This is a genomic window from Succinimonas amylolytica DSM 2873 (genome assembly GCF_000378405.1).
GTDB classification, from domain to species: domain Bacteria; phylum Pseudomonadota; class Gammaproteobacteria; order Enterobacterales; family Succinivibrionaceae; genus Succinimonas; species Succinimonas amylolytica.
On record NZ_KB899638.1, the window covers coordinates 245,121 to 257,570 of the forward strand.

Genomic DNA, 12,450 nt, shown 5'->3' on the forward strand with positions numbered 1-12,450 from the left:
GGAAGACAGGAGCGTTTTCAGGGTCTTAACGAGTTCTTTGCTTTCTGAAAGTTCGGATTCTTTCTTCTCAAGTGAATCCATGAGCTCGCTGATCCTGTTTTCCAGTTCTTCTACTTTTTGGGTTTGATTTTGAAAGGCTACTTTCTGCTCTTGAGTATCGGATCTCAACTCTTGAATAGTTGTCTTCAGCCCCTGAATGACTGTATTCTGCTCTTGAATGGTTAATGTAAATTTTTCGATCAGTGCGTAAAGAGGATCCGATTTGGCAGAATCGGTATCGTGCTGATTGATTGGAAGTGCGCTATTTGTAATCTTTACTTCCATTGCAATTCCCTTCAGCATGCCACGATTTTTGTGTGCGGTATAGTACGGATTCACCAGCACTTTTGTCAAGAATCCCTGAAGCCTTGAAATGGGGGTTTAAGACCTAATACGTTTTCTTTACATCAATGGAGAAGGTGTAAAACAGGACAACCAGCAGGCAAAAATATATTTTGAAAAAGCGTGCAAACTGATTGATCCCATAGGGTGCACCCAGCTCGGATATCTTTACTACCAGGAACATGATTACCAGAAATCAATAATATACGTTGAAAAAGCTTGCAGCCTGAAGGATGGAACTGGATGCATGATTGCTGGAGGTCTCTATCACATGGGAAGAGGTGTCAATAAGAACCTTCAAACGGCTAAAGAATACTTTGGGAAGGGGTGTGCTGCAGGAGAGCCAAAAAGTTGTACTTTTTTTTTGAAGTTCGGCGTTGATTGTAACAGTGCCAGTGACTGCGAGAACCAGGGCGAAAAGATCTTTGGGATATTCAGAGGATCGACTTGCAAAGGTGCCTTGGAATATTATGAGAGAGCATGCGACAAATACAACAGCGCTAAAGGCTGCTATGATGTTGCTACCTGCTATAAATTTGACAAGTCAATAGCCAATCAGTCAAAGGCCAAAAAGTATTATTCAAAGGCCTGCAAAAAAGGCCATTCCCCAGCATGTGTCTATTTACAGATGAAATAAGCTGCATGAAGATAGGACTATCATCGGTACCAGAAGACGGGATGCTCGGGTTTAGATTGGAAATTAAGTGAGGTTGTGCCCAGTCTTTGAGGTATTTCGTGACTCTCTTTTTAATCCGCTCCTATGTACACATCATCAAAAGTGTAACATAGTATAGGGAAAATATCATTCGCAAGAATTACATTTTATTTTGAGATAGTTCCTAACAGATTACAGTACATGTAAGTTTTTGTTATCATCGAGAGCGCCTCTGATCTGACCGAGCCTTATGCCATGAAGTCGAAGGTGTATTCCGCATTGGCAGATCTGTGCGTTGACATCTGCAGACGGAACGGCAAGAAGCGGCTAGTGTGGATAGCTGACTGGGATAATGCTTTGAGGTATGAAGTTAGGAGTGTAGGCAATAAAAGAGTCGGCAGTTTGTGGCTGTCGGCCCAGCTACAATTATAACCTGAAAGTAGGCTGATGAATATCTGTTAAAGTTATCGAAATCTACAAAATTTTTTAACCTATTTTCATCTGCCCGCTGTATCCTATCTTCTCAAGGAATAATCTATCACGAATCGTTGTTTCAGTTATAAGATTTATGTTCTTATGCTTTTTGCCCGTTAACTGAATTAGGTCAACTCTCTCTGTTTTCTTATTTTAGGCCTTAGATCTTTCTCTTATTGGATTGTTATCTGATGCTTTTTTGTTTTTATCCGATGATTGAATACCACCTTTCATACCACCTAACTCAATATCTGTTTGTTGCCCTTTAATGTAATTAGACGCAAGTTTTGCAGCACCTATCGCAAGTGCTCCAGTGCCTCCTGTAATACCACTGATAACTCCTTTTCCAACAGAGGATGTAACGGCTTTTGCTATCATTGTTGTCATTACCCATGAAGAGATGGTTTTACTTGCCTGGCTTCCACCTTCAATTAATCCTGTTATTGCATGTGGTACGGCAAAAGAACAAAAGAATAGGATCAGCATGATACTCATGATAGAACATAGTTCAGCAAGATTAAGCATTTTTGCTGTCTTAGTTACTGGATTATATTGCATATAATTGGATATTTGATCACATATTTCAATCACAACAGTGCCAATAAATGCTAATGACATTAATTGTACTCCAAAAACTATAAAACTTTTAAGATAGTTCATTGCGTACTGATTCGTAAATGATAAACCGCCAAAACCAACAGCAAACATACCGGCAGTTAGAACAAACCATGATTGAATCATTGTTATAATCATGTTTATTGCTATTGCGAGAACAATTAAACCTGTGATAATTATAACCAGTGCCGCAAGCAAGACTGATGGCTGCGGAACTCCCCAAGATGTAGCATTTTCTACGTGCAACAACGCAGTAAACATGAACATTGATGTTTTATCAAACAGCAATTGTACAAAACCATAAACTGATGTTGTTCCTGCCGTTGCTGTTGTAGTTGTCATTCCTATAAATTGTTCAGTTGCGGAAATAAATGTAGTAGGCCCTTGTTCTATGACAAACATAAAGAATCCAATTACAAGAATAAATTTCACAACTTCCAGTATTAATTCCTGAAAATTTGCTCCTTTAAATAATTGCTTTACTCCTAGTATAAATAGATTAAAAAAAGCCAACATCAATAATAAATTAGCAGCATTTTCAGAAACTTTATTACCTACTTTTGAGATTTTTGCCTCAATAATATCAAGTATATTTCCAAATTGATTAAGATCAATATTTGACAAATCATCGTTAGCAAAAACCTGCTGATTACACAGTAACACCACAAGTAATGTTATGATAATTCCACTTGTATTACTCTTTATTACTTTCATTATTTATACCTTGTTTTGTTACTGATTGATTAACACCAATCTCTCTCAATGCACCGCCTTGTTCAAATTGCTGTTCATATTTCTTTATCATTAGATTTTGAGCTTGATTTTTGGAAAGCTGTTCCCTAAGTTTTATATTTAGTTCAGCATTAAACGCTTCCATTTCCAACAGTTTTGCAAGCAGTTCACCTTGTGTTTGCGGATTAGCATTAGGATCTGTCAATTCGCTAAGTCTGTCATAATCTTTCTGGAGATTTTCAGCAGAATCTTCAGTGTTAGCCTTCAGTGATTCGTCCATCATGTTATTCAGACTTTTTATAAGTTCTACTTTTCTGCTATTTAACGCAATAACATCATCTTCTGAACAAGTATTACCTTTTGCACACTTACCATTTAAAGTAGCATCAACAAGCTGAAACTGTTTCAATGCGTCTGCAAGAGAGTTATATTTACCTACAAGTTCATTGTATCGTCCTGCCGTTTTTTTGTATGCCTCAATATCGGCATTTATACGTTTGATAATTGATAGTCCCGGAACTTCAATTCTTTTTAATTGTTCGATCTCGTTGTAATACGTATTGAGCTGAGCATCAAGCTGTTCTATCTGCTTCAGATAAGCAATTAGTTGCTGCGTGACGCCTGGAACATCAACAACCGGAAAACCGGCATAAGAGGGCGATGATAGGGTGGCTGTAATAGCAAATGCAACAGCCAGCAATGTCTTTTTCTGTGTTGTCATTTTTTATCTCCTGTATGCACGGGAAAATCTAATGTCTTTGTTGACGATAATATTGAATTGATAGCCGGGACGGATCTCAAGTGTCGGCTGTATATCCAAATGCTTCTCGATGATTTTGGTCGTGGTTGCTCCCATTTGCTGCCCGAAAGATTCAGCCATTGCGCCAGAAGCCGTTTGATCATTACCGTCATGTTTGTCGTAGTGATGCTCTGAATATGAAACAACACCAGAGACTATAGAAAGCAAGAATGCGTGTTTGAAGAGCTTCCAGAAATGGTTGTTTACCTGATCAGTAAAACCGGAATACCCCGAAACATCAGAACCGGGCATTTTTTCAAGTGTGAGGGTTTCGCCGTTTGGGAAAATCAGTCTGTCCCAGACAACAAAAACTCTCTCCTGCCCATATTTGATCTGACTTGCGAACGTCCCAAAAATCCGAGTGCCTTGCGGTATCAGCAAGTTTTGTCCTGTAAGCGAATCATAAACATTCTGTGATACCTGAGCGATGATTGAGTTGGGCAGATCTGAATTGATGCCGCTTATCATAATTCCCGGGATAACGAATCCCGTTGAGATGATGAGAGAGCCTTTTGACTTTTGTACTCCTTCATGCAGATCCCAGTCCCGGGAGCCTTTTGCGGCTTGCTGTGCAGGCGAAACGGAAACGGCAGAAGAAGAGGGGGTATCATCTTCAATGCCCAGCATTGATTTTGCGATCCTTACCTTATCTTCATAAGAACCGGCTCCGCTCTGATTCTGCTTCTGGCGTATCTGTGCCTGGACAGCATTGTAGTAAGCCATTTTTTCTTCGTATGAAGCATTTTCATCAGGCTTTGGAGGCAAATTGGCAGCCGTTTTCTTGCGATACTCCATCGAATCCTTGGCTGATATTCCTTCAACGCTCATAGGAGCTTTTATTGCCTGCTTGAAAAGCAAAGTCCTCTGGCGGGCAAAATCTGCAATACGGGGATCGGCTTCCATTTGCATAATGGGATCATTTGCCGGGATAGTCTGTATCCGTTCCGGGATACGCCCTTGACCATTATCAAGCTCTATCGTTTTCTCCCCCTCTGTCCGTATTGTTGTGGGCGGAAGTTCCGTTTTTTCAGGAACGGCAGGAGCGGAAATACCATAATCGATCCCCGCAAGGATCTTTTCCTGTGTCGCACTCTGGGAATTAAGTTCTGAATCAGTGGCAGCTCTAGTAATTTGTTCCTCTTCTTCAGCCACAGCGTATTGTGCGGCCTTTTTTTGCATCACCGAAAAGAAGATGAAACCGAGGATGCACGCACCTGCAACACAAGCTATTATTGTCGGTACTTGGGAGAGTTTCTTAACGCCTGAATCCGGGCTTTCATCATCAGGAGATACGGGAGCAGAAGTATCGTTGTTGTTATCAGTCATTTATTACCTCCTCACAGTCCACATCGTAGCAGGAAGGATATTTCCTGCTTTGTCAGCTCTGTAAAGCCTTGAAAACTGGTAATTTCCAATGTTAATGACAACGTGGAAATTGTTCGGCGTATCAAGGTTTGAGAGGGCGTAAGTTAACGGCAGAAAAGAAGAATCCGTATCAGGTATCCCGGTTGTGGCCGCAAATCCGTGTTGACGGAGGCCGTTTATAAGAGACTTCCCGAAAAGATCCTTGTCCGATAATGTATCGGCATTGGCGAGGTTGAGCTGCGTTTTGGCAGGCGGCAATACCTGAGTAATCTTGCTCACTGCATCATCAGTGATATACGTAATATAGCGATAGTTATAACCGGAATTCTCAATATAAGTACCGTTTGTGGCCGTTGTGGCACATCCGGCACACAGCAGGGCGGCAGAAAGCACGAATCCGGCAATGGCGGTAGTTTTCATAATCAGTCTCCCAGTCTCCTGACAATCACTTTCTTCTGGTTAGTGCCGACACCGGCGATCAGCTCGCCTTCATAAAAAACAGCGTCTATGACGTAACGGCCATCAGAAATACGATAGTTAACGAGCTGCTCCACATCATTGGCATCTTTGGAGAATCTTGTAACAAGAAAAGCCGGAGCTTCCGAGGCTTTAATTTCCTGTGGCATCTCAATTACTGTTTTACGGCCATCGTTATAGACACGAGCCGGAGACCATGCAACGGAGGTATCTCCCGTAATCTGGTACTTAAAATCCAAATTGGCGAGGTAGTCTCCGGAGGGCAAGGTGTTCCGTTCTTTTTCTGCCGCTTTCCGATCCTGCTTAGCTTTGAATTTTGCCAGGGCTTCTTCAGGATAGACAAAGCTCACCTGCGGCATGAACTGACTGCGGGTAGATACGAGGTTAATGTGGTAAATTCTGCGGTTAGTGGTAAGCACCATGTTTGTCTTAAGTCCGACATCCAAGGGCTTGATGAGAATATGCTCAACAGCGGAATACCCCTCTCCGACAATCCCGGGCTGAGTTTCCCAGCGGACAGAATCACCGAGAAATACTGATGAAACAACCTCTCCAGGTTGCAATGAAATATCGCAAATACGCATAGGGGCACAGACTACCGAGGGCTTTTGCGAGCCGTAAACGTAAACAACATAGCCATTCTCTCCCTCTGAAGGAGGGATGCCCTGCCTGCCCTCGATTTTGTGAGACAAGGCCAACGCCTTGATCTCGTTACTGTCCAATTCGGGATCTTGGGCTTCCTCAACGTAAATATCCATATCGTCAACCGCATATGACGGAACAACGGCAGAAAGAGGAAGAGCTGTCAGCAGAGACAGCAGAATCTTGTTATTTTTCATAGTGCCACCTTAGTGTGTAATCTTCTGGTATGAGAAATCTTTAACGTAAAGCCCTATGGGGTTTTTCATCAGGGCTTCAAAATTGGCTTTGGCGTTATCAACGAACTTGATCTGCACAGTGCCTTTGTAGATCTTGTCTGATATGATTTTGCCGGACGTATCACGGGTAACTTCGTTCCATTCAACGCCATAGGTTTCATTCGTGATGGGGAGGATTGAATACACCTGCACATTTCTGGAGATGCTTTTAGTAAGCTCCATTATCGAATTTTCCTTGTTTTTCGGAGCAAACATATCCGTCATTTTCTGCCATGCCGGATCTTCAGAGAGCAGCTTGGCATAAACGGAATCAATGAGTTTTCGCTGCATTTGACCGTCAAATACAACAGTCCGGGAGTTTGTTACAAAATCCCCGATCATGAGATTGATGATTCGAGGATCGTTGTGCTTTACTGGGACGAGAACCTCTTTAAACTCAACACGTCCGAGGTTATCTACCTGGATAACGTAAGGCACAAACTTGTTTTGACTGGCATGATATATCAGCCCTGCAACAGCAAGGACTGTGCTCATGAGCGAGGCAAAGGCAACGATCTGCCACAGTTTTCTCTGGGCAACCTGTCCGCTGATGTAGTCATTCCATGTTCTCCTGGCGGACAAATACGGATTTTGGTTAGAAGCGGTTTCAGGAACATCGTTCTCCGTTTCCTGAACTTTGATTTTTTTAAACATTCAGATAATTCTCCAAATTGATGCCTTTGGTCAGCAGGTACTTTTCCGGCCATAAATCGTTATATTTTGCTTTCAGCTCCTTTATCTGCCTGATTGTTTTCTTGTCTGAAACGGCAACAAATGAAAGGGCGAGTTTCTCCAGGGCGAGGCTGAAAAGCCTTTTGCCGTGGGGATTTACAAAGTAATACTCACGTTTGGGGACGGCATTTGCGATGATGCCTATTTGCGTATCGCTGAGACCAAGCGAGTGATACATTTCACGAACCTGCTCATTGTCTTTTGCCGTGGTATTCGGCAGGAAAATCTTAGTAGGGCAGGATTCGTTTATAACACCCAGAATCCCGGAATCCTGTGCGTCTTGGATAGACTGTGTGGCCATAATGACAGCACAGTTAGCTTTTCTGAGAACTTTCAGCCATTCCCGGATCTTTTCACGGAAAACAGGGTTTGCCAGCATGAGCCAAGCCTCATCAAGCATAATTATCGCAGGCTGTCCGGAAAGGGCGTTTTGTATTCTTCTGAAGAGATAAAGCAGAACCGGTATCTTGAAACGATCATTAAGATTCATCAGTTCTTCCATCTCGAATACCGTGAAAGAGCTTAGAGCAAGCGAATCTTCATCGGCATCGAGTATATTTCCTCCGGTAGAATTGCCTATGTAGTCATTAAGAGCTTCCCGTAGCGTGAGATCCTGAAGGGCGTTATACAGAGCTGTAAGAGTTCTCTCTCCATTTTCGTGCATGACAGCAACGGCAGAAGAGATTTCAGTATGCTGTTCAGGCGTTAGCTGAAGGTTGTTAAGCTCAAATATGGAACTTACCCACTCGGCAGCCCAGGAACGTTCTGCAGGTGTGTCAAGATACTGCAAGGGGCAGAATCTCAGCTCGGAATCATCGGCGGCTATCTCATAGTGGCAACCGCCAACGGCCTCGCATAATGCGTACATTGACATGCCTTTATCGAAACAGTAGATCGTTATCTCCGGGTAACGTCTGAATTGAGCAGCCAGCGTAGCCAGCAGGGTGCTTTTTCCTGATCCTGTCGGGCCGAGGATGAACGTATGACCGAGATCCCCATAATGGAGGTTTAGCCGGAAGGGCGTTCCTCCGGAAGTAACGCAGTGCATTAGCACCGGAGATTCTTTTGGATAAAAAGGGCACGGAGCAAAATTTTCACCTGCCCAGGGCGAAGAGGACGGAATGAAATGCGAAAAATTCAGCGTATTGATTAACGGCCTGCGGAGATTGGCAACGCCGTTTGTCGGCAGGCTGCCGAGATATGCCTCAACATTGTTTATCGTTTCAATCCGTGCGTTAAATCCGAGTCGGTTTATGTTTTTAGCAACCTCCAAAGCTTCATTCTTCAGAACTTGCCTGTCTTTGTGCATGAGCACTATAACCGATGTGTAGTAACCGGCTCCCGCAAGATTTGAATTGATTTCTGCTGCAAATTCATCAGCGTCAGCAGTCATTGCAACGGCATCCTGATTGATATTTGTCGTGGGCAGATTAAACAACTGAGCGATAAGCCCTCGCTCCTTCTGCTTCCATACTCTGCGGTGCTTCTTGATTTCTGCCAATGCAACATGCTGATCAAGGAATATAAATCTGGTACTCCAGCGGCAGGAACAAGAGAGATTGGCGAGGGAATTGAGAATACCTGCATAGCTTTCTAACGGAAAGCCGTCAATCGCAACGCACTGTATAAACTTGTCTCCAAGTTTCGGGATGATTCCTTTCCAAAACTCACGGCCACCGAGAACTGAATCTAAAAATATCGGATTTTCCGGGAGGCGTACCGGAGACAATGTACCGGAAATACAGAAATTGATATAAGCGAGCTGATCATCATAGTATTCAGTTTTGCCGGTATCATCAGCAGATTCGTAAGCATGAAGTCTGGTCAGCTCAGGAATAGCAAGCTCAAGACGGCTTTCAAGCACTTGCAGATCCTGTTTGAATTTATTCAGAATTTCATCAGCCCTGCTGACTTTTCCTTTTGCCGTATCGACATACATCAGCTCAATGAATTTCTGTGTTGTCAGGGCAGGCGGCAGAAAAGTAACTGTTAAGACGAAATAAGACTCAAACATGAGTCCCTTTTTTGTGAAGTAACGCCGCCGTTCTTCGTCAATTGCTCTGGTAATGCGATCTCCAAAAAAGGAACGTTCCGGATCTTCATATTTTTTTGCCTCCTCCCGGACAGCATCAATATGAAAGATCCATCCATTTCCAAGGGAAAGGACAGCACTGTTTATGTAATTCGCAAACTTGTCTTTTTCAGCCTGCGAGGAAGAATCAGCATCGGAACAGTGGTAATAATACGATGCAGACAAACTGCCGTCTTTGCCGAGGATTATTCCATCATCTACAAGGGCGGCATAGTTAAGAAGCTCCGAAAAGCCCTTTTGACGTGATCTGTGAGTGCTAAGTCTCACAGAGGAAGAGGTGGCATAAATCAGACTTGCAAGAACAGCGAGCATTAAAAGCCCGACAACGGCAAACAAGATAATCATGCCGTAATACATCTCAATCATTTTTTGCGTTGCTTCCCTGATAACTTAATCTTTAATGCTCTGGGCAGATTCTTAAACATATCAGTTAATGACTGAGATTCCCGGACGAAGGGCGTAGCCAAAGCCGGGTAATAAGACTGATATGCACGCTGTTTTAAGTAGATGTTTTTCATAAGAGGATCAGACTTTCTCATCAGACGAGCTGCAAACAAGGAGAAGGCAAATAACGAAATGCCAAAAGCGATCCTCTCTAGAGAGGGAACAATGAATAGAAAAATGGCGGCTATGAGCATTGCTGACAATACTATCTCTCGATCACCGCCGAGAAATTCAGGTATCCGGTTGCAGGAACGATGAATCGGAATTGACATAACCGCCTCCCGGGAACTAGATCAGAACGAGCTCATGAGACTGAGCGGGTATAACGTATGTAATTACCGCACCGGTAGTAGAGGGCTTTTTGCCGCCGGTAAACACTTCGAGCAAGGACGAACCGGAAATAAGGAACGCCACAACAAGCACCATATAGCAAAGACTCTTGAGAAATCCCGAAATTTCACCGCCAAAAATCAGCATAGCTCCAGCTCCCACCATACCTACAATTGCAAGGGCAGTAGCAACCGGGCCTGTGAGGGATTCTTTTATTGATGTGAGACCATCCTCCCAGGGCAATGACGTTGCAAACGCTGGCTCGGCAAAACAAAGAGCCAGCAGGGCGGCAAACAGGGCAACAACAGATTTCTTCATTTTTAATCTCCTTCAGTTAAAGATTGTTGTTTTGTTAGCTAGGTTTAAAGTTCCGTGGTGATGTAATCGCCATTCCGGTAACCATCAACACGGAGGATAGATTTAACTTTTCGGGAACCGTCCACTCGTCCTATGTGGACAATGAACGAACAGACTTCAGCAATGAGCGGCTCAATGGGTTTTGGGTAATCTCGTGCCATAGAGACCATCATTGCGACCCGATCAAGGGCGGCACGGGGATTATTTGCGTGAACAGTGGCAGAACCGCCCTCGTGGCCGGTATTCCAGGCCATGAGAAGATCAAGAGCTTCAGCTCCCCGGACTTCACCGACAAGTATGCGATCCGGCCTCATGCGAAGCGTGGTTTTCAGAAGGGCGGACATGGAGACATTAGGGGCGGTATGAAACTGCACATAGTTCTGAGCGGTGCATTGGATCTCTCCGGTATCCTCAATAATCACCACACGTTCCAGGGGATTGTTGACGACCATCGCCTGAATAATGGCGTTTATGAGGGTAGTTTTGCCTGATCCAGTACCGCCGATAACCAGAATATTCTTGTGGCGGGCAACAGCATCGAGAATGATTTCTTTCTGCCGTTCAGTCATGATGTTTGAAGCGACATAATCATCAAGAGTGAAAACGGCAATGGCTTTTTTGCGGATAGTGAAAGAGGGAGCGGCAACGCAGGGCGGGATCTGCCCCGCAAAACGGGAACCGTCAAGGGGCAGCTCGCATTCTAGAATAGGGTGTTCAGAATTAACGACACGACCATGAAATGAGGCAATAGTCTGCAATATTTGCAATGCCTTAGCCGGGGATATAGTAATTCCGGTATAACAGGGAGCAGATCCAAGACGTTCGATCCATAACTTAGCATCAGGATTAAGCATAAGTTCAACGGTATCGCTCCTTTCTAACAAATTAGAAAGTTCCGATCCCAATGAACGCCTTATCTGGTCTATTGTTCTGTTTTTTACTATCTCATCTGCCATAAAAAAGCCCAATGTGCAAATTCTCTATAATAGAGTAAAACACATTGGGCATATTGGCAATTAAAATTTAAGATTTATTCTTCTGGGAATTAGTAATAAGACACTGAAGTTTATTAATTGCAGTCTCTTCACGGTACTGAGATTCAAGTATCTTAGACAGGAGGATATACTGGGCATTCTCACGCTGAACGGCCATAAAATCGTTAGGCTGAGCTGTATGGGAATCGTTTTTCTGCTGATTCTGGTATGCAGTTTCCGCTTCCTGATACTCGCCAGATTCAGCTTTTCTCTCGTCAAAATCTTCGGGCACAACGAGCATAACACGTTTGAAACCAGCCTTAACGCCTAACTGGAATGTTTCGGGCATATTCAGGAGTTCGCAAAGAGGGAGATCAAACCCCTCGGCAAGCTGAGACACAACGGTCAGGGACGGCACTGACGTTTTAGCTATCACTCTGCCGAGGTAGCTTCTGGACACGCCGGACTTATTGCAGATTTCGTCCAGCGACATACGTCTTTCATGAAGCAGATCCTTAATTCGTTCCACCAGAAAGTCATGATACGGGGTACTGACCTTTTCTGCCTTTTCTTCCTCGTTTTCCATAGTCCACCAAAAAAAAGTTAAATAATTCCTAAAAAAAATTGACAAGAGAACAGACATAAGTATAGCATATTTGGTGTTGTCAATGGAGACTTTCATTAGCAAACGCCTGAGCCTCGAAAAACTGGCAGCTTGGAGATAGTGTTGTTGTTCTCTGTCAGCAGCTTGGGTTGTGGTCAACGAACGGGGAAGCATAGCCACACAGTGCTATCCGCCGGAGTAAGCTTTGGAGATCTGATTTATAGGCAAATGATGTAAAGAGAAAGACAGGGAAATGCCTGCCCGGCTGACCGGCGAACCAGTGAGAGCCTGAAATTTTTAAAAGAAGGTGGCTCTGGTTCTACTATGTTAAGAGTGTCACATGATCGCATAATGGATATTATGTAAACAAGAAGGGCAAAAAGGGGGATTGCGACCTGTATTCAGAATTCCCGGTTTTCCCGGTTTTCCCGGTTTTCCCGGTTTTCCCGGTTTTCCCGGTTTTCCCGGTTTTCCCGGTTTTCCCGGTTTTCCCGGTTTTCCC

General features: G+C 43.7%; 13 protein-coding genes and 1 pseudogene. 2 read left to right on the forward strand and 12 right to left on the reverse strand.

The features are described from left to right. On the reverse strand, positions 1 to 324 hold a 324-nt coding region (locus tag F557_RS22750; protein WP_211209573.1), incomplete at its 3' end, for a hypothetical protein. Positions 325 to 445: 121 nt separating this feature from the next. Between F557_RS22750 and F557_RS23695 the strand changes: the two are divergent. Together F557_RS23695 and F557_RS0113795 are read left to right on the forward strand one after the other, a co-directional pair. Next, a pseudogene (locus tag F557_RS23695) lies at positions 446 to 505 on the forward strand (hypothetical protein); the annotation flags it as partial. Between the two features lie 123 nt (positions 506 to 628). Then, positions 629 to 1,018 (forward strand): tetratricopeptide repeat protein, encoded by a 390-nt coding sequence (locus F557_RS0113795; protein ID WP_019002808.1) that lies wholly within the window; start codon positions 629 to 631, stop codon positions 1,016 to 1,018. Positions 1,019 to 1,663: 645 nt separating this feature from the next. On the opposite strand, the gene F557_RS0113800 is transcribed toward F557_RS0113795, so the two are convergent. The 11 genes from F557_RS0113800 to F557_RS0113850 all read right to left on the reverse strand — a co-directional run bounded on the left by F557_RS0113800 (position 1,664) and on the right by F557_RS0113850 (position 11,930). Further along, complete coding sequence (locus F557_RS0113800; RefSeq protein ID WP_019002809.1) at positions 1,664 to 2,839, reverse strand: type IV secretion system protein; 1,176 nt, start codon at positions 2,837 to 2,839, stop codon at positions 1,664 to 1,666. Beyond that, complete coding sequence (locus F557_RS0113805) at positions 2,820 to 3,578, reverse strand: TrbJ/VirB5 family protein (protein WP_019002810.1); 759 nt, start codon at positions 3,576 to 3,578, stop codon at positions 2,820 to 2,822. The genes F557_RS0113800 and F557_RS0113805 overlap by 20 nt, the downstream gene beginning before the upstream one ends. 3 nt (positions 3,579 to 3,581) lie before the next feature. Continuing rightward, positions 3,582 to 4,982, reverse strand: coding sequence for a TrbI/VirB10 family protein (locus F557_RS21445; protein ID WP_019002811.1), 1,401 nt, complete (start codon positions 4,980 to 4,982; stop codon positions 3,582 to 3,584). A 3-nt stretch (positions 4,983 to 4,985) separates the two neighbouring features. Further along, on the reverse strand, positions 4,986 to 5,441 hold the full coding sequence (locus F557_RS0113815; RefSeq protein ID WP_019002812.1) for a hypothetical protein: 456 nt from the start codon (positions 5,439 to 5,441) through the stop codon (positions 4,986 to 4,988). A 2-nt stretch (positions 5,442 to 5,443) separates the two neighbouring features. Next, positions 5,444 to 6,337: a P-type conjugative transfer protein TrbG gene (gene trbG, locus F557_RS0113820; RefSeq protein WP_019002813.1), complete on the reverse strand. Its 894-nt coding sequence runs from the start codon at positions 6,335 to 6,337 to the stop codon at positions 5,444 to 5,446. A 9-nt stretch (positions 6,338 to 6,346) separates the two neighbouring features. Then, a complete protein-coding gene (locus F557_RS0113825) occupies positions 6,347 to 7,069 on the reverse strand; it encodes a VirB8/TrbF family protein (RefSeq protein ID WP_019002814.1) in 723 nt (240 codons plus the stop codon). Beyond that, positions 7,062 to 9,605, reverse strand: a complete 2,544-nt coding sequence (locus F557_RS0113830) for a VirB4 family type IV secretion/conjugal transfer ATPase (protein WP_019002815.1) — start codon at positions 9,603 to 9,605, stop codon at positions 7,062 to 7,064. The genes F557_RS0113825 and F557_RS0113830 overlap by 8 nt, the downstream gene beginning before the upstream one ends. After that, the gene (gene trbD, locus F557_RS20135) at positions 9,602 to 9,955 is read right to left on the reverse strand and encodes a conjugal transfer protein TrbD (protein WP_019002816.1); all 354 of its coding nucleotides are present in this window, start codon (positions 9,953 to 9,955) and stop codon (positions 9,602 to 9,604) included. Before trbD ends, F557_RS0113830 begins: the two co-directional genes overlap by 4 nt. A gap of 16 nt (positions 9,956 to 9,971) precedes the next feature. Beyond that, a complete protein-coding gene (locus F557_RS20140) occupies positions 9,972 to 10,331 on the reverse strand; it encodes a TrbC/VirB2 family protein (protein WP_019002817.1) in 360 nt (119 codons plus the stop codon). A gap of 44 nt (positions 10,332 to 10,375) precedes the next feature. After that, complete coding sequence (gene trbB / locus F557_RS0113845) at positions 10,376 to 11,326, reverse strand: P-type conjugative transfer ATPase TrbB (RefSeq protein WP_026297931.1); 951 nt, start codon at positions 11,324 to 11,326, stop codon at positions 10,376 to 10,378. Positions 11,327 to 11,393: 67 nt separating this feature from the next. Beyond that, on the reverse strand, positions 11,394 to 11,930 hold the full coding sequence (locus F557_RS0113850) for a helix-turn-helix domain-containing protein (RefSeq protein ID WP_019002819.1): 537 nt from the start codon (positions 11,928 to 11,930) through the stop codon (positions 11,394 to 11,396). Between the last annotated feature and the right edge of the window lie 520 nt (positions 11,931 to 12,450).

What these genes read in the sequence shown, in the direction of transcription:
- F557_RS0113795 (WP_019002808.1), top strand. Translation starts at nt 629, where the DNA reads ATGATTGCTGGAGGTCTCTATCACATGGGAAGAGGTGTCAATAAGAAC.
- F557_RS0113800 (WP_019002809.1), bottom strand. Translation starts at nt 2,839, where the DNA reads ATGAAAGTAATAAAGAGTAATACAAGTGGAATTATCATAACATTACTT.
- F557_RS0113805 (WP_019002810.1), bottom strand. Translation starts at nt 3,578, where the DNA reads ATGACAACACAGAAAAAGACATTGCTGGCTGTTGCATTTGCTATTACA.
- F557_RS21445 (WP_019002811.1), bottom strand. Translation starts at nt 4,982, where the DNA reads ATGACTGATAACAACAACGATACTTCTGCTCCCGTATCTCCTGATGAT.
- F557_RS0113815 (WP_019002812.1), bottom strand. Translation starts at nt 5,441, where the DNA reads ATGAAAACTACCGCCATTGCCGGATTCGTGCTTTCTGCCGCCCTGCTG.
- trbG (WP_019002813.1), bottom strand. Translation starts at nt 6,337, where the DNA reads ATGAAAAATAACAAGATTCTGCTGTCTCTGCTGACAGCTCTTCCTCTT.
- F557_RS0113825 (WP_019002814.1), bottom strand. Translation starts at nt 7,069, where the DNA reads ATGTTTAAAAAAATCAAAGTTCAGGAAACGGAGAACGATGTTCCTGAA.
- F557_RS0113830 (WP_019002815.1), bottom strand. Translation starts at nt 9,605, where the DNA reads ATGATTGAGATGTATTACGGCATGATTATCTTGTTTGCCGTTGTCGGG.
- trbD (WP_019002816.1), bottom strand. Translation starts at nt 9,955, where the DNA reads ATGTCAATTCCGATTCATCGTTCCTGCAACCGGATACCTGAATTTCTC.
- F557_RS20140 (WP_019002817.1), bottom strand. Translation starts at nt 10,331, where the DNA reads ATGAAGAAATCTGTTGTTGCCCTGTTTGCCGCCCTGCTGGCTCTTTGT.
- trbB (WP_026297931.1), bottom strand. Translation starts at nt 11,326, where the DNA reads ATGGCAGATGAGATAGTAAAAAACAGAACAATAGACCAGATAAGGCGT.
- F557_RS0113850 (WP_019002819.1), bottom strand. Translation starts at nt 11,930, where the DNA reads ATGGAAAACGAGGAAGAAAAGGCAGAAAAGGTCAGTACCCCGTATCAT.